This window comes from Leisingera sp. SS27 (assembly GCF_028368855.1).
In the GTDB taxonomy this organism is placed as follows: Bacteria; Pseudomonadota; Alphaproteobacteria; order Rhodobacterales; family Rhodobacteraceae; genus Leisingera.
Genome location: NZ_JAQNCY010000006.1, coordinates 265,637 through 282,400, shown reverse-complemented (window position 1 = coordinate 282,400; position 16,764 = coordinate 265,637). Strand labels below are relative to the sequence as shown.

The 16,764-nt window shown below is 57.1% G+C and carries 16 protein-coding genes; 5 read left to right on the top strand and 11 right to left on the bottom strand.

Features of this window, described 5'->3' with window-relative positions; genetic code table 11:
* The gene (gene ubiG, locus N6L27_RS15010) at window positions 1-747 is read left to right on the top strand and encodes a bifunctional 2-polyprenyl-6-hydroxyphenol methylase/3-demethylubiquinol 3-O-methyltransferase UbiG (protein ID WP_271908103.1); all 747 of its coding nucleotides are present in this window, start codon (window positions 1-3) and stop codon (window positions 745-747) included.
* Between the two features lie 308 nt (window positions 748-1,055).
* On the opposite strand, the gene N6L27_RS15005 is transcribed toward ubiG, so the two are convergent.
* The 4 genes from N6L27_RS15005 to N6L27_RS14990 form a co-directional block, all read right to left on the bottom strand.
* Entirely contained in the window at window positions 1,056-1,496 is a 441-nt protein-coding gene (locus N6L27_RS15005; protein WP_271908102.1) for a MarR family winged helix-turn-helix transcriptional regulator, read from the bottom strand.
* Window positions 1,496-2,326: a carbon-nitrogen hydrolase family protein gene (locus N6L27_RS15000; RefSeq protein ID WP_271908101.1), complete on the bottom strand. Its 831-nt coding sequence runs from the start codon at window positions 2,324-2,326 to the stop codon at window positions 1,496-1,498. The genes N6L27_RS15005 and N6L27_RS15000 overlap by 1 nt, the downstream gene beginning before the upstream one ends.
* Window positions 2,327-2,342: 16 nt before the next feature.
* Window positions 2,343-2,600: a glutaredoxin 3 gene (grxC, locus tag N6L27_RS14995; protein ID WP_039184577.1), complete on the bottom strand. Its 258-nt coding sequence runs from the start codon at window positions 2,598-2,600 to the stop codon at window positions 2,343-2,345.
* Window positions 2,601-2,682: 82 nt separating this feature from the next.
* Complete coding sequence (locus N6L27_RS14990; protein WP_271908100.1) at window positions 2,683-3,411, bottom strand: ComF family protein; 729 nt, start codon at window positions 3,409-3,411, stop codon at window positions 2,683-2,685.
* A 13-nt stretch (window positions 3,412-3,424) separates the two neighbouring features.
* Between N6L27_RS14990 and N6L27_RS14985 the strand changes: the two genes are divergently transcribed.
* From N6L27_RS14985 to N6L27_RS14975, 3 genes are all read left to right on the top strand, one after another.
* Window positions 3,425-4,246 (top strand): methyltransferase domain-containing protein, encoded by an 822-nt coding sequence (locus N6L27_RS14985; protein ID WP_271908099.1) that lies wholly within the window; start codon window positions 3,425-3,427, stop codon window positions 4,244-4,246.
* Window positions 4,247-4,349: 103 nt separating this feature from the next.
* On the top strand, window positions 4,350-5,411 hold the full coding sequence (hemH, locus tag N6L27_RS14980; protein WP_271908098.1) for a ferrochelatase: 1,062 nt from the start codon (window positions 4,350-4,352) through the stop codon (window positions 5,409-5,411).
* A 70-nt stretch (window positions 5,412-5,481) separates the two neighbouring features.
* On the top strand, window positions 5,482-8,490 hold the full coding sequence (locus N6L27_RS14975; protein WP_271908097.1) for an aminotransferase class III-fold pyridoxal phosphate-dependent enzyme: 3,009 nt from the start codon (window positions 5,482-5,484) through the stop codon (window positions 8,488-8,490).
* Window positions 8,491-8,568: 78 nt separating this feature from the next.
* Here the strand turns inward: N6L27_RS14975 and N6L27_RS14970 are convergent, their stop codons facing one another.
* Both N6L27_RS14970 and N6L27_RS14965 read right to left on the bottom strand, forming a co-directional pair.
* Window positions 8,569-8,751: a hypothetical protein gene (locus N6L27_RS14970; protein ID WP_024092111.1), complete on the bottom strand. Its 183-nt coding sequence runs from the start codon at window positions 8,749-8,751 to the stop codon at window positions 8,569-8,571.
* 138 nt (window positions 8,752-8,889) lie between these two features.
* Window positions 8,890-9,507 carry a L,D-transpeptidase gene (locus N6L27_RS14965; protein ID WP_271908149.1) on the bottom strand — a complete coding sequence of 206 codons (618 nt, stop codon included), beginning with the start codon at window positions 9,505-9,507 and terminating at the stop codon, window positions 8,890-8,892.
* Window positions 9,508-9,676: 169 nt separating this feature from the next.
* On the opposite strand from N6L27_RS14965, the gene N6L27_RS14960 reads away from it, so the two are divergent.
* Window positions 9,677-10,159, top strand: a complete 483-nt coding sequence (locus N6L27_RS14960; protein ID WP_271908148.1) for a CAP domain-containing protein — start codon at window positions 9,677-9,679, stop codon at window positions 10,157-10,159.
* An 84-nt stretch (window positions 10,160-10,243) separates the two neighbouring features.
* On the opposite strand, the gene N6L27_RS14955 is transcribed toward N6L27_RS14960, so the two are convergent.
* The 5 genes from N6L27_RS14955 to N6L27_RS14935 all read right to left on the bottom strand — a co-directional run bounded on the left by N6L27_RS14955 (window position 10,244) and on the right by N6L27_RS14935 (window position 16,636).
* Window positions 10,244-10,774 (bottom strand): L,D-transpeptidase family protein, encoded by a 531-nt coding sequence (locus N6L27_RS14955; protein WP_271908096.1) that lies wholly within the window; start codon window positions 10,772-10,774, stop codon window positions 10,244-10,246.
* Between the two features lie 66 nt (window positions 10,775-10,840).
* Window positions 10,841-11,632: an ion transporter gene (locus tag N6L27_RS14950; RefSeq protein WP_271908095.1), complete on the bottom strand. Its 792-nt coding sequence runs from the start codon at window positions 11,630-11,632 to the stop codon at window positions 10,841-10,843.
* A gap of 19 nt (window positions 11,633-11,651) precedes the next feature.
* The gene (locus tag N6L27_RS14945) at window positions 11,652-12,899 is read right to left on the bottom strand and encodes a class I SAM-dependent RNA methyltransferase (protein WP_271908094.1); all 1,248 of its coding nucleotides are present in this window, start codon (window positions 12,897-12,899) and stop codon (window positions 11,652-11,654) included.
* 54 nt (window positions 12,900-12,953) lie between these two features.
* On the bottom strand, window positions 12,954-14,801 hold the full coding sequence (locus N6L27_RS14940; protein ID WP_271908093.1) for an ABC transporter ATP-binding protein: 1,848 nt from the start codon (window positions 14,799-14,801) through the stop codon (window positions 12,954-12,956).
* Window positions 14,798-16,636 carry an ABC transporter ATP-binding protein gene (locus tag N6L27_RS14935; protein WP_271908092.1) on the bottom strand — a complete coding sequence of 613 codons (1,839 nt, stop codon included), beginning with the start codon at window positions 16,634-16,636 and terminating at the stop codon, window positions 14,798-14,800. Before N6L27_RS14935 ends, N6L27_RS14940 begins: the two co-directional genes overlap by 4 nt.
* Window positions 16,637-16,764: the final 128 nt, after the last annotated feature.

Below are 16,764 nucleotides of genomic sequence, written 5' to 3'. Positions count from 1 at the left end.
ATGCAAGCGCCTCAATCCACGGTCGACCCTGCGGAAATCGCCAAATTCGAAGCGATGGCTGCGGAATGGTGGGACCCGAACGGCAAGTTCAAGCCTCTGCATATGCTGAACCCGTGCCGCCTCGACTATATCACGAGCCAAATTGCTGGTGAGTTCGGCCGAGACCTCAGGTCACAAAATCCGTTCGAAGGGCTGCGGCTGTTGGACATTGGCTGTGGCGGCGGGCTGCTGAGCGAGCCGATGGCACGGTTGGGAGCAACAGTGGTTGGCGCCGACGCGGCTGAAGGCAACCTGCCTGTAGCCCGCATTCATGCCGAACAATCCGGATTGGAAATCGACTATCGCCATACGACCGCAGAAGCTCTGGCAGAAGCGGGCGAGCAGTTTGACGTCGTGCTAAACATGGAAGTCGTGGAACATGTCGCCGACCCGCTTAGCTACCTGACGGCCACCCAGCAGCTGTTGAAACCTGGGGGAATGGAGGTTTGCTCGACCATCAACCGCAATCCCAAAAGCTTTGCCATGGCAATTGTCGGTGCAGAATTGATTATGCGCTGGCTGCCGCGCGGCACCCATGAATGGTCGAAATTCATCACGCCTGACGAACTGTTCGAGTTGCTGCGACAGGCTGGGCTGAAACCTGTCGACCGCAAAGGTTTCGTGTTCAATCCGATCACTTGGAACTGGTCGATCTCTGAACGGGATCTGTCCGTCAACTATGTGACCGCAAGTGTAAAGCCTGAATGACGCCTTCCCTCGTCAGCCATTTCAGGCGGCGTCTATCCAAATGGATAGGAGGTAATCCTAATGAACACTTTGGACTCTGACGGCCGCTTGCTATCGTCAAATAGCGGAAACTGAATATTTTCGTCTCGGTGCTGGGGCAGTAAGCTTCTTAACCGAGTGATTGCTTGCCGCTTTAACGTTGGTGGGTCCACCCAAAGGTAACCGGAACCGCCACTCACGGACTGATGGGGACTGATGGGGAAAAAGGCGCCTGCTTGCAGGCGTCTTTTTTAATCCAATATATCAAAATCTTAGATTGATTCTGATTTTCATCCGCTCTCTTCAAGCTTGCCGCGAAGTTCTCGCAAGATTGGCAACGTGGCCCGGACCCGGTCGCTACCCAATTCACCCACAACTTCAGAAATCACGGGAATTATTCCTGCAAGGGCAGCGTCACGGGCGTTTTTACCTGCCGGGCTGATTGCCACCATCTTGCGCCGGGCGTCATCCCAGTCGGGGCGCACATGTATATAGCCTGCCACTTCCAGCTTGTTCAGCGTGTTAGTCATGGCTCCACGCGTCACATGAAAGGCCTTGGCCAACTGCGCCGGAGAGCGTTCAAGACCTGCGCGTGCAAGGTGGTTAAGCACTGAAAAGTGCGACAACTCCATACCCTTGGGCAGCACCTTGCTGAGGCGTGACCGGGCAAGCTGGTCAGCCATCAGAATTTCGCTGAACAGCGATACTGCCAGAGAATGCGTCTCGTCCATCAGGGTCCGTCAAACTCCCGGTCATGGGTCAGGGAAGGCACGCGCTTGCGTGCTTCTGCCACTTTTTCCATGTCGAGATCAACGTAAGTCAGACCAGGTTCCTGTCCTGCATCCGCCAGAACCTCGCCCCACGGAGAAACAGCTAAGGAGTGGCCATAGGTCTGGCGGCAGGGACCACGGGATGCGGGGTGCTTGCCGGTTTGCGCAGGCGCCAGCACGAAACAGCCGGTTTCAATGGCGCGGGCACGCAGCAGAGAGTGCCAATGCGCGGCACCAGTCACATAGGAAAAGGCGGCAGGCACGGTAATGATCTGAGCGCCCCCCATGGCGAGAGCCTGGTGCAATTTCGGGAAGCGCACGTCATAACAAATGGTCATGCCAATCTTGGCAAAAGGCGTTTCAGCCACCACTGCCTTGGTGCCGGGGCGGTATCCGTCAGACTCGCGGTAGGTCTCCTCTGGCGTGACTTCCACATCGAACATGTGGATCTTGTCATAGCGCGCCTTGATTTCACCGTCTGGCGAGATCAGGAACTGGCGGTTGGCAAAACGGCCGTCGTCGTCATGGGTCTTGATCCCCAATGATCCAAGCAGAAGCCAGACGCCGTGCCTGGCAGCCTCTTCCTGCAGGGCCGCCAGAGTCGGGTCGCCTTCCTCGTGGCACAGCACACTGTTCTGATGTGTCCGGCTGCCTGACAGGCAATTGGTGACTTCCGGCGTCAGAACAAAACCTGCTCCACCGCGCACAGCCTCAGCCATCATCGTCTTCACTGTCTCCAGATTTTCAGACGGAACATCAGTGGACGTCAATTGAAGCAGAGCTGCGCGCATGTCCGGTCTCCGGGTCTTAGGCCGCCAGCAGCGGGTCGAGCTTGCCCGCTTGCTCAAGAGCATAGAGGTCGTCGCAACCGCCGACGTGGGTTTCGCCGATGAAAATCTGCGGCACGGTGCGGCCGCCATTGGCGCGCTGAATCATTTCAGCCTTGCGCTCCGGCTGTGCCAGCACATTGATTTCCGAAAAGCTGACACCTTTCTGGTTCAGCAGCCGCTTGGCTGCATGACAGAAGCCGCACAGCGGCGAGGTGTAAATTTCAACCGGTTTCATTCAGGACCCCATGTTCAGGTTTCGAAGGTTGTGGAGGAATTGGGCATTCATTGCAACAATTGCCAGTGGCACCAAGCAAGCCTCACGCTTGCGTGACCCGGGCCAGTACTGCCACGCGCACTTCGTCCGCACCCGCCTGCAAGCAGGCATCGGTGCAGGCACAGAGGGTAGCGCCTGAGGTCATTACATCGTCAACGATCAGCACAGCCCGTCCTTTGATCCTGTTCTTTCTGTTTCGCCGAACACCAATGGATGAACCCAATAGCCGGTAACGCTGTTCCCGGGTTTTCCCCTCCAGCGAAGGAGTCCGTCGCTCCCGTCTCAGCAGATCCGGGCAATACTCCCACCCGCCGCGTTTCGCCAGGGCAGCGGCCAACAATGCGGATTGATTGTACTTTCGCTTCAGCAGCCTGGTCCAATGCAGCGGCACCGGGCAAATCAGCGGGTTGCCCTCCAGCAAGGGTTCTACCACCCGGTGCAGCCAGTTTGCTGCCGGACCGGCAATTTCAGTTCGATCGCCATGCTTCAAGGCCAGAACCAGTTTGCGTCCCTGACCTTCATAGAGCAAGGCGGACCGCCCCTTTATCCAGGGCCTGGAATTGCGCAGACAACTATCGCATTCCAAGCGGAACCCGTCCGCTTCACCTGGCAGCGGAGCACCGCAGCCTTCGCAAACTGTCCCACTAATAAAGTGCATGCCTGCCCAGCAAGCCGCACACAGCCCGAAGTCACTGCCAACCAACCCGCCGCAGCCTAAGCACTGGGATGGATAAATCAGTGAAACAGCAGTTTGAATCCGGGCTGTCAGCATCTAAATAGCCCCCATGACACAAGCACCCATGCAGCTCTTCGACCGCCGCGTCCTCGAAGTCCGCCGAGCGCGTCGGCGGCCGGATACCCTATTCCTGCACCAAATGGCACGGGACGAGGCTGAGGATCGTATAAGCTTGGTTAACAGAACCTTTACAGCCCCCGCTGTTGTCTGCCCATTTCCCGAGGTCTGGGAGGGGTTTGAACCTGAGGCGAAAATCGTCGCGGATGAGGACATGCTGGATTTGGAAGCCGGCGCGCACGATGTGGTGATCCACGCCATGTGCCTGCACTGGGCGAACGATCCGGTCGGGCAACTGATACAATGCCGCCGCGCTTTGAAAGAGGACGGGCTTCTGCTGGTGATTCTGCTGGGCGGTCAGACCCTGCACGAACTGCGCGCAGCCATGGCCGAAGCCGAGACCGCTGTGCTGGGCGGTCTTTCACCGCGCATAGCGCCGATGGGGGAAATCCGTGATCTGGGTGGTCTGTTGCAACGTGCAGGCTTTGCCCTGCCGGTTGCTGACCTTGTACCTCTTACTGCCGAATACCGCGACCTGACCCACCTGATCCATGACCTGCGCGGCATGGGTGAAACCAACGCTCTTGCCCAGCGCCTGAGGCGCCCGGCGCCGCGCGGCCTCTTCCAGCTGGCCGATCATATCTACCGGGAGCATTTCGCCAACGCCGAGGGCCGGTTGCCTGCAACGTTCGAGCTGGTCTGCCTCACCGGCTGGTCACCATCAGACAGCCAGCAGAAACCCCTGCGCCCCGGCTCTGCCCAGATGCGCCTGGCCGATGCGCTGAAGGTGCCGGAAACCAAGCTCGACTCCTGATAAGTTTCCGCTATGGCTGCGCCAATGTGATCCAATTGGCCTTCTGCGCGTAAACACAGTAATTATCCGCCAACAACAAATCTTAGCCGCACAGGACCTGCCCATGCTGGACGCCGCCCGGACCGCCCAATGCCCTGCCCACGCCCCGGCCCATCATCCCAAGATCCCGGCGGAAAAGGTCGGTATCCTACTGGCCAACCTTGGCACCCCGGATGACTATTCCTACTGGCCGATGCGCCGGTATCTGAGTGAGTTCCTGTCCGACAAGCGGGTGATCGACTACCCGTGGTGGAAATGGCAGCCGCTGCTGCAGCTGATCATCCTGACCAAGCGCCCGTTTTCCTCCGGCGCGGCCTACAAGTCGATCTGGAACCACGACAAGGGTGAAAGCCCGCTGATGACCATCACCAAGGACCAGACCAACAAGATCGAAGAGGTGATGAAAGCGCGGTACGGCGATCAGGTTATGGTCGATTTCTGCATGCGCTACGGCAATCCATCCACCAAATCCAAGGTGCGGAAAATGGTTGAGGCTGGCTGCCAGAAGATCCTGTTTGTCCCGCTTTATCCGCAGTACGCAGGCGCGACATCAGGCACCGCCAACGACCAGTTCTTTCGTGCATTGATGGAAGAATCCTGGCAGCCAGCAGCCCGTACTATTGCGCCATATTTTGATCAGCCTGCCTATATCGACGCTTTGGCAAGGTCAGTTGAGGAAGCCTATGCCAAGGCGCAAAAACGCCCAGATATTCTGGTGGTCTCTTATCACGGGATGCCACAACGGTATCTGATGCAGGGGGACCCGTATCACTGCCAGTGCCAGAAAACGACTCGGCTGCTGAAAGAGCGGCTGGGGTGGGACGACACCCGGATCACCACCACTTTCCAGTCGGTTTTCGGACCCGAGGAGTGGCTGAAACCCTACACGGTGGATCACGTCGCCACGCTTGCCAAGGAAGGCAAGAAAAACATTGCGGTGATTGCGCCGGCTTTCTCCGCTGACTGCATCGAGACACTCGAAGAGATCAACGAAGAGATTCGCGAGAGCTTTGAACACGCCGGCGGCGAAGACTTCCTCTATATTCCGTGCCTCAATGACGATGACGATCACGTTGCGGCTCTGGCCGGTGTTATCGAGGAAAACCTGAAAGGCTGGCTGGACTAACCGGCGGCCTCAGTCCAAAAAGTATCCAATATTCAGTTTCCGGACCGTCCGGAAAACAGGGAGATATTGGATGACGCTTGCGCATTGGGCCAAAGCCCTCCGGGAGCATTGGGGCATTGAAGCGGAACTGACCCGGCTGGACGGCGAATACGACCAGAACTTCCTGGCAAACGGCCAGAACGGCCAAGGATACATCCTAAAGGCAATGCGCCCTGGCTGCGAGGAGTGGCTGGTCGACATGCAGGTAAAGGCGTTCGAGCATATCGCGGAGCGCCAGCCTGATCTACCCTGCCCGCGGGTCATTGCGTCTTCATCCGGACGGTCACTTCTGTCACTACCGGATGAAGACGGCCAGTACCGGCTGGTTTGGTTGCTGAACCAATTGCCGGGCCGTTGTTATGCCAGGACAGAGCCGAAAAGCGATGCGCTGATCCAAGAGGTCGGCAGAGTTTTGGGCGGCTCGGCCAAGGCGCTGGCAGACTTCCGTCACGAAGGTCTTGAACGAGATTTCAAATGGGACCTGATGCAGGCAGGATGGATCACGGAACAGCTTTCCTGCATCAACTCCCCCGCACGCCTCGCCATCCTGCAAGAAATTTCTGCAGAGTTCGCAAAGTTAAAGCCTGAACTGGCGAAGCTTCCCAAACAGGCCATCCACAATGACGCCAATGATTACAACATCATGGTGGCCGGCGACTTGAATGAACCTCGGCGGGTATCCGGACTGATCGATCTGGGCGACATGTGCACAGGCCCCCGCGTCTGCGATCTGGCGATTGCCGCGGCATACATTGTTTTGGATCACCCTGCACCGGAGGAGGCCCTTGCGTCGCTGGTTGCGGGGTATCACGAGGCCTACCCGCTGACCGCTGCCGAAGCGGACATGGTTTGGCCGCTGCTGAGGATGCGGTTGGCAGTAAGCGTGGTGAATTCCACCCTGATGGCCGCGGAAAATCCGGATGACCCCTATGTGACAATTTCTCAGGCACCGGCCTGGCGGTTTCTGGAAAGCAATTCACTGCATAGCGGGCTGCTGAAAGCACGGCTCCGCGCGGCATGCGGTTTGCCCGTTATTGAGGGTGCCGACCGTGTCCTGGCATGGCTTGATCAGGAGCGCGGAAACTTCGCGCTTCTCATGGGAAAAAGCCTCGCGGACGCCCCTATGGGGTCGCTTTCCGTAGAACAATCAACTTGGCCGCAAAACCCGTTCCACATGCCCTTAAAAGAAGCTGCCAAGGTTGGTGAAGAATTCGAGGATAATGGCCGCATCTGGCTGGGCTACTACCATGAACCCAGGCTGATTTACACAGACGCTGCATTCCGCAAGGGGCCGTGGAAGGCCAGCAATCGCCGCACGGTTCATCTGGCGGTAGACGCTTTTGCCCCGGCCGGAACTGCTATGTTTGCACCGCTGCGCGGAGAAGTGTTTGCTGCCGAATACCGCGATGGCCACCTGGACTACGGCGGTGTGATCATTCTGCGCCATGAAACACCCGAAGGCGATTCCTTCTACACTCTGTATGGTCATCTGGATCCCGAGTTCCTGGACCGATTGAAACCTGGTGATACAGTCGAAAAGGGCGAAGAATTCTGCCGCCTTGGCAATCCTAACCAAAACGGCGGCTGGGCACCCCATGTTCATTTTCAGCTGGCGATGACCACAGAAGGCATCGAAGCCGGCTGGCCCGGAGTCGGCGATCCAGACGAGATGTATCTGTGGAGCGCACTCTGCCCCAATCCGGCGCCGTTGCTCAATCTGCCTGACGAGAAGGTTCTTTATAAGCCCACCAGCAAGGATGGCATTCTTGCGGGACGCCGCGCACATTTCGGTGGCAATCTAAGCTTGACCTACACCGACCCCGTGATGCTGGTACGCGGCTGGAAGCACCACCTGTTTGACGAATGGGGCCGGCCATATCTGGATGCCTACAACAACGTGCCGCATGTGGGGCACGCCCACCCGCGCATCCAGGCCGTTGCCGCCGACCAATTAAGGCGAATGAATTCCAACACCCGGTACCTGCACCCGGTACAAACTGCCTTTGCAGAGAAGCTGCTATCCAAGTTGCCCGATCATTTGGAGGTCTGCTTTTTCGTCAACTCAGGGACAGAGGCTAACGAACTAGCCTTGCGTCTCGCCCGCGCCCACACGGGCTCCAAAGGCATGGTGACACCAGATCACGGGTATCACGGCAACACCACCGGCGCAGTCAGCATTTCAGCCTACAAATTCAACAAGCCCGGCGGGATCGGGCAGACAGATTGGGTAGAACTTGTTGAAGTTGCCGATGACTATCGTGGCTCTTTCCGGAGGGATGACCCGGACCGGGCACAAAAATACGCCGGTCTAGTAGATGCAGCGATCGACCGCCTTCAGGAAAAGCGCCACGGCGTGGCCGGTTTCATCGCGGAAACCTTCCCTTCCGTTGGAGGCCAAATTATACCTCCCACGGGATATCTTCCTGCGGTTTATGAAAAAATCCGCAATGCAGGCGGTATCTGCATCGCAGATGAAGTGCAAACTGGCCTCGGACGGCTTGGCGACTATTATTTCGGGTTCGAACACCAGGGAGCTCTGCCCGACATTGTAGTGCTGGGCAAGCCAATCGGTAACGGCCATCCATTAGGTGTGCTTGTAACGACCAGGGCTATTGCCGAAAGCTTCGACAACGGGATCGAGTTCTTTTCAACCTTTGGCGGCTCAACACTGTCTTGCCGGATGGGAAAGGAGGTTCTGGATATCGTGGATGAGGAGGGTCTGCAGGAAAATGCCCGTATCCAGGGAAAGCAGCTGATTGAAGGCCTGAAATCTCTGGAACGAAAATACGCTTGCGTTGGCGATGTCCGCGGCATGGGACTGTTTCTAGGGATGGAGCTGATCAACCCGGATGGCTCCCAAGCCACAGAAATCTGCTCTTATGTCAAAAACCGTATGCGGGACCGACGGATCCTGATCGGCAGTGAAGGCCCCAAGGACAACATCCTGAAAATCCGGCCGCCACTGACCATCGATTCAGACGACACTAGCATGATCGTCAAAACGTTGGACAGCATTCTGCAAGAAGTGGAAGCGGTCTGACAGGAGCTTCAGAGATCGCTTCGGACAACAAAAAAGGCGGTGGGAAACCACCGCCTTCTCTGTAACCGTGAATCGAAATTAGTTCGATGCAACAGCTGCGCCGACCAGAACCAGCAGCAGCAGCGGCAGCAGGATGCCGCTGGAAGAACCCTGAGCTTCTTCCACGATGACCGGCGGTTCAACAACCGGCTCGGACAGGTTGCCAGCGGTGGCAGTGGAAGCAGCAGCGGTCAGCGCAGCAGCGATAACGAGTTTTTTCATGTTAACCTCCAGAATTTGCGCGGATCAAACATCTGAACCACGCACCCAAGACTTACCTCGTATTTTTTTCTAACCAGCAAAAACGCGGGATTGCAATTGCTTGTTATAGTTAACAGCTTAGCGCCCAGCTGCGTGTCGTCAAATTAGCAACACCTGAGTGCCGACTTTTGCCAAGCTGAACAACTCACCGATATGCTCATTATAAAGCCCGATGCATCCGTTCGACGACTTTCGCCCGATCTTGCGCGTATCGTGGGTTCCGTGGATCCGGTAGTACTTCCAGCTCAGGTAAAGTGCATGGGTACCCAGCGGATTATCCGGGCCCGGCGGAATGTAGGCAGGCCATTCCGGGTTACGTTTTCGCATATTGGGTGTTGGTGCCCAGCTTGGCCCCTCCACCTTGCGCACTACCTCGGTACGGCCGCGGCGTGTGAGATCGTCTGACAGCGGCACAGATGACGGAAACAGCTTGTAGGTGTTTTCATCCGCGGACCAATAGTGCAGCGCCCGGCTGTCGATATCGACCAGAATCGCCCCGTTGCGCAGATTGTCGAAATAGGGACGCCAGGATTTGGCCCGGAAAGCAGAAATATTGCGCTGTACCGGCGGTTCAGGCTCAGGCGGCGGGCGTAAGGGGTCATAAGCCTGCGCGGCACTATCAGATTCCTCTTGCGCCAGCGCCGTAGAGGATATCATAGCAGCGCTCCCGGCAAGGAACTGCCTCCTGCTGAAGCTTTCAAATGGTTTTTGGGACATCACATCTTCCAATTTGCGCGATCAGGATCCTAGGTGCTCCATTTTATGGCCGGAAAGCCGCAGTCGCAAATCAATCCGGCGGTCAAGCCTGCATAATTCTGCCGGTCCGTTTGCACAGCTGCCACATGAAGGATAAATGCATCTGCGACTGATAGAGCGAGAGAGCATTATGAATCGCGTTTTTCTGCTGGTGGCTGCTGCAATTCTAACGCTGGCGGCGGCCTGTACACCGTCATCAGAATCCGGCGGATCCTACCGCATCAGAAATGCAGACAAAGTGCAGTTGCGAATGCTCGACTCTGTCAATGCGTTGCGCCAGGCTGCTGGTGCGCAGTCTGTTCAGTTGAACGCCGAACTGACTGCTGCTGCAGCGACTCACTCCCGCGACATGTCCGTACAAAACCGGCCCTGGCACTTCGGGTCTGACGGATCATCGCCGCTGGACCGGGTTGCCCGTGCGGGCTATGCAGGCACGCTGCTGGGTGAAAACATCTCTGAAACCTACGAGAATGAACAGCAAACCCTGACTGCTTGGCTGGAAAAACCGGCCACCCGAGCTGTGATCCTGGATCCCAAGGCTAGAAACATGGGATTTTCCTGGTTCCAAGAGCCAAACGGTAAGATCTGGTGGACGCTGGTGATGGGCAGCTAAACCGCTGCGCTTCGTTTTGAAACGGTTCTGAAAAAAGGTCCTGCGCTGACACGCCGGACCTTATTGTTCAGATGAATCCCTAAATCAGGGCCGCAGTGCAATAGTTGTGCCGTCCTGCACCATCGCATAGATCTCTTCGATTTCCTCGTTGGTCACAGCAATGCAGCCAGCTGTCCAGTCATCAACCCGGGACGCACGCTTGCGTTCCTTGGGATTGTTTGGCTGACCATGGATGAAGATCTCTCCGCCTGGCCGCTTGCCGTTGGCCCGTGCAAGGGCACGGTCCTGATTGTTGGGATAAGAGATTCCTACCGACAGATGGTAACTGCTGTTGGGATTACGCCGGTTGATCACATAAGTGCCTTCCGGTGTTTTGCCATCACCTTCAAACCGCTTTGGCCCGAGCGGTGCAAACCCCAGATCAACTTTGTATTCCCGAAGGATTTCATCGTTGTGCATCAGGTACAGCTTGCGCGCGCCTTTGTTGATCACAATCGAAGTGACCTGCGGGCCATCATAAGCCTTGAACCTGCTCACCGTGCCGCCTGTGGTACTGCTGCAGCCAGCCAACGCCAGACTCGCGGCCGCACTCATGCCAAATGCCCTTCTGTTCATAGTCCCAGCCTGTATTTTTATTGTGCCTCTATTCAGGCTTTAGCGCGAAAGCTCTGTTAAGGAAATTCACAATTTCCTGTCCTGAACCGGCTGATTGGATAGCTTTTGCTCAATTGCCTCCAGCCGGCTCAGCACCTCATCCCGGTACGCATCGGTTCGCTCACCTTCCTCTTCGCCGTGAGCATCCTGCATCGAGTTCACAATCAGGCCGACCAGAAGGTTCACCACTGCAAACGTCGTGACCATGATGAACGGCACGAAAAACGCCCAAGCATGCGGATGCACTTCCATAACCGGGCGCACGATTCCCATCGACCAGCTTTCCAGTGTCATGATCTGGAACAACGAATAGGCACTCAGGCCGAGGTTACCGAACCATTCCGGAAAATCCTGACCGAACAGTTTGGTCGAAATGACAGAGCCGATGTAGAAGATGATCGCCATCAGCAAAAACACGGAGCCCATCCCGGGCAGTGCGGTGATGAACCCCTCAACCACCCGGCGCAGCCGCGGAGCAACAGAGATCACTCGTAGAACCCGCAGGATTCGCAGTGCCCGCAGGACCGACAGCCCCTGGGTGCCAGGTGCAAGAGCAATGCCCACGATTATGAAGTCAAATACATTCCAGCCGCTCAGGAAAAACCGCAGCCGGCGTACCAGCAGCTTGGCCAGAATCTCGATAACAAAGATTGAAAGGCAGACCTTGTCGATCAAGTGGATCAGCCCGCCAACTTGTTCCATAACTGATGGCGCGGTCTCCAACCCAAGAGTTACGGCATTGATCAGAATCACGGCCGTGATGAAACGGCCAAAACGGCTGCTATCCAGAATGGCTTCCAGGCGTCGGGTTGGTGTCATCACTTGAATATCCGTCATTTTAGTCTTTCAGGGCAAATTTTGCGGCCAGCTCGGTATGTGCTGACCAGCGGAACTGGTCAACAACCTGAACCCAGGCCAGCTCATAGCCTGCCTCAACCAGCAACTTTGCATCACGGGCAAAGCTGACTGGGTTGCAAGACACATAGGCGATCACCGGCGTCCGAGCCTTGACCAACTGTGCCACCTGCGCCTCTGCTCCGGCCCTGGGCGGATCGATAACGGCGGCTTCAAACTCGGCACCAAAGGGATTGAGGTCCTCCGGCAGCAAAGGGTTGCGAAACAAGTCACGGGCCTCGGTAGTGACCTTCTTCAGCCCCTTTGCCTTGCGCCAGCCGGCGTCCAAGGCCTTCACCATCTCCCGCTCGCCTTCAACCGCATGCACTTCGGCCACCGACGCCAGAGGCAGCGAGAAGGTGCCGCAGCCGGCAAAAAGATCCACGATCCGCTTGGCGCCTCTGGTAATATCCAGCACCGCTGTCAGCAATGCAGCCTCGCCTTCGCGGGTAGCCTGCAAGAATGCGCCAGGGGGCGGACAAACATGTGCCGCGCCAAAGGGCTGCACTGGCGGCTGCTCCATCGCCACCGGCTCGTCTTCCCAAGTTAGCCGAGCGATCCGGTGTCTTTCAGCCAATTGTGCAAGTTCGATCCGCAATGGGCCGTCCAGCGGTTTACCGTTACGCACCAGCATATCGAGGCCTGCTTCAGACAAAGTGATAGTCACCGCCAGCGGCGACTTCCGGCTGGCACCGGCTAGGGCCAGCGCCTCTGCAACTGGAACGGCTGCCAGCAAGTCTGGCTCCAGCAGCTGGCAGTCCGGAATTTCAGTAATCACATCCGATGCCTGGCCATGGAACCCGGCCATCGCCCCTTTTTTCGTGCGCCTTACAGCCAATGTGGCCCGGCGGCGGGACCTTGGAGGAGACGTCTGAATATGCCGGAACTCGGTCTCAAGCCCCTGCGCAGACAAGGCATTGCGCACAACGTCTGTTTTCCACTGTGCCACAAAGGCGTCGCTGGCATGCTGCAGCTGACAGCCGCCGCAAGCCTTGTAGTGGCGGCAGGACGGCTGCACCCGGTGTTCAGATGGCGTTTCAATTCGGACCTGTGTCAGGCGGCTGCCCTCGGCGATGCCGCTGACAATCTCGCCCGGCAGGGTGCGCGGAGCAAACAAGGGACCATCGGCTACGCCATCGCCCTGATGGCCCAGCCGGCTGATTGTTGCTGTGGTTCTGGCTGCGTCAGTCATGGGCGCTCATTACCCCGCCATTCCTGCCAGCAAAAGCAAAATGCGCTGGAATGATTACTCAGCTGCAGCTGTTTGTTCATCATCCGTGCAGATGAAACCACCAGATTGACGCGCCCAGAAGGAGGCATAAAGACCGCCTTTCACCAGCAATTCCTGATGGCTGCCAGTTTCTGCGATCCTGCCTTTTTCCATCACGACAATCCGGTCCATTTCGCTCAGCGTCGACAAACGGTGCGCAATGGCAAGAACAGTTTTGCCTTCCATCACACGGTGCAATGCAGTCTGGATCGATGCTTCGACCTCAGAATCCAATGCAGAGGTCGCCTCATCCAACACGAGGATCGGTGCGTCTTTCAGAATTGCACGTGCCAGGGCTATCCGTTGCCGCTGCCCGCCAGAAAGCTTCACACCACGTTCGCCAAGGTGAGCATCATAGCCTGTGCGCCGCTGTCCGTCCTCCAATTCAGTGATGAATTCATGTGCCTCTGCTTTTCTGGCCGCGGCAATCAGATCGGCCTCTGAAGCGTCCGGCCGGCCGTACAGGATGTTTTCCCGCGCGGAGCGGTTGAACATGGCAGTCTCCTGCGTGACCATGCCAATCTGGCTGCGCAAAGAGTTCTGCGTGACTTGGGAAATCTCCTGACCATCAATCAGAATGCGGCCTTTCTCTTCGTCATAGAGCCTGAGCAGGAGCGAAACGAGCGTCGACTTTCCCGCCCCAGAAGCACCGACTATACCCAGCTTTTCACCTGGGTGTATGGTCAGATCGATCCCTTGCACCCCGCCGACATCGCGGCCATAGGCAAACTCCACCTGATCAAAGACAATTCCGCCTTCGCTAACCACAAGCGGCATTGCCTCTGGCGCGTCTACCACCCTGTCGCGCACTGCCAGGGTTTTCATGCCGTTTTCGATTTCACCCACATTGGAGTAAATCGCCATCAGCGTGAAACTGACCCAACCGGTCATTTGTGCAATCCGGATTGAAACAGCGCCAGCTGCCACGATATCACCTTCAGTTGCCGTTCCTGATTTCCAAAGGAACAGAGTCGCTCCGATCAGCAAAACCGGCAGAATGCCTGCCAAACACATGAGGCAGAAGCGGAAGCTGGCAGAGAGGTAGCCAAAATCAAGCGACTTTTCCCGAAACTCGACCATCGCATCCAAAGCGGTACGCTCCTCATGATCGGCATGGGCAAACAACTTCACCGTCTTAATGTTGGTGATCGAGTCCACAACCTGGCCAGTCACCATCGCCCGCGCACCGGCCCGCGTGCCAGACCGTTTGCGGATGCGTGGCAAAAACCATCGGATCAGCGCGAAATAAGCGACGAGCCACGCCAGAAACAGACCAGTGATGCGCAAGTCAATAGAGCCTAGCAAGGCCAGCGAACCTGCCAACGATGCTAGTGCAAACGCCACCACGTTGATCACTTCAGTGGTGACTGAAGTTACTGCCGAGGCCGTCTGCATCTGTTTCTGGGCGATACGTCCGGCGAAATCATCGTCAAAAAACCGCACTGACTGACCCAATGTCCAACGATTCAGGCGCGACAGCACCATCGGGTTCACATTCGGTTGCACGATGATCGCATTGGACGCCGCCGACAGGCCAAACAGCACCGGGCGCACAAACAGGAAGAACCCCAGAGCCAGGGCAATAACAGCAACATTCCCAACGGAGAAAAACTGTTCTGGTCCGCTATCGATGGCCGTGTCAATCACCATGCCAAGGATAAATGCCGTGCCTGCCTCCATACCGCCGGCCAGTGCTGAAAATGCGGCCGCCAGCACCAGCATCGGCCAGGCGCCGGCAAGGCACCAGCGCAGGAAGGCCCCTAGACTTTGCGGCGGAGGCCCGCAGGCCGGGCGGAAAGCGTCGATCAAATTTCCGATGTTCATTCTGCTGCCTCAATATTCAGGAAGCCGCCGGACTGGCGCGCCCAGAGTTGCGCATAAAGCCCCTGCGCCTGCAAAAGCGTCTCGTGAGACCCCTCTTCAACTATACGGCCTTGGTCCATCACCAGGATACGGTCCATCTGCGCGATGGTGGACAGCCGATGTGCAATGGCGATCACCGTCTTACCCTGCATCATGCCGTACAAGGTCTCCTGAATGGCCGCTTCGACTTCGGAATCCAGCGCAGATGTCGCTTCATCAAGAACCAGGATCGGCGCATCCTTCAGGATCACCCGTGCCAAAGTAACCCGCTGTCGCTGCCCACCTGAGAGTTTGACCCCGCGTTCACCGACATGGGCATCATACCCCATCCGCCCATGCGGGTCCTCAAGGTCCAGAATGAACGCATGCGCCTCCGCCTGTTTGGTGGCAGCAATCATCTGCTCTTCTGTTGCGTCCGGACGGCCGTACAGGAGGTTGTCCCGCACCGACCGGTGCATCAGCGCACTGTCCTGCTGCACCATGCCGATGCGGCTGCGCAAGCTATCCTGAGTAACACATCGGATATCCTGACCGTCAATCAGGATCTGACCGCGCTCGGCGTCATAGAACCGCAAAAGCAGTTTCACCAAGGTCGATTTTCCGGCACCTGAACGCCCGATCAATCCGATTTTTTCACCGGGCTGGATGGTTAGGCTGATCTTGTCCAGCCCGCCAGCCTCGCGCCCGTAGTGGTGCGAGAGATTGCGCAGTTCGATTTCTCCCTTTGTCAGCTGCAGCGGTTCCGCATTGGCTGCATCCACCAGATCAATCGGCTGGGCAATCGTCTCCATGCCCTCTGCGACAACACCCAGCTGCCGGAAGAAGGACGTCAGCGCCCACATGATCCAGCCGGTCATTGCATTCAGACGCAGAGTCAGCGCCGTCGCCGCAGCCACAAGCCCGACGGAAGCGGAGCCTTGCATCCACAACATCACCGCCCAGCCCACAACTCCAACAATCAGAAGCCCGTTCAGGGTGACCAGCGTGGCGTCCATAACAGTGAAGATTCGCATCTCCGCCTGGAACGTCTTACGGGTGTTTTCGATCGCATCCTTGGCATAGGTCAGTTCCCGGTCATGGTGGGCAAACATCTTGACCGAGTGAATGTTGGAATAGCTATCGACCACCCGCCCCGTCACTGTAGAACGCGCATCAGACGATGCTTGGCTGGCCGGCCCAACCCTTTTGACGGTCCACATCACCAGCATTGCATACAGCGTGAACCACACTGCCAGCGGCAGCATCAGCCGAACGTCTGCAAACCACAGCAACACCGCCGCGCCTACCAGATAGGCCAGCGAAAATGTGATCGCGTCAAAAACCTGAAAGATGACCTCCCCCGCAGCGGGTGGTGTCTGCATGATCCGGTTGGCAATCCGGCCGGCAAAATCGTTCTCGAACCATCCCACAGACTGTCGCAGCACATGCTTGTGCGCTCTCCAGCGGATCAAGGTTCCATAGTTCGGTAGAATCGCATTGTTTAGAAGCACAACATCCAAAAGCTGGATCAGCGGCCGCAGCAGCAAGATGAACAGGGCGACCAGAATGAGTTCAGTACCGTAATCCTCCCAGACTTGCTCAGGTGTGCCGGACATGATGTCTACGACGCGGCCCATGTAGTAGATGAGCCCGACCTCAATTGCAGCGACAATCACCGACATCAGCGCGGTCAGCACGAAGATCCTTTTGAACGGCTTGGAATAGTCGCGCAGGAACGGCCAAAGCCGCGTTGGCGGCGTATTGGTTTCCGGGTAGGCGCAATACGGATCAATGAGGTTTTCGAAAAAGCGAAACATGCGGGTGCTCCAGCGTTTGAGCAAATCGGAATACAGATGAAGTCAGTGGGCGGCCCAAGGCTCCCACGTCACACGGGCGAGGTCTCAGGCGTTAGAGAAACCAGATCCCGTAATACATCAGCATTCCT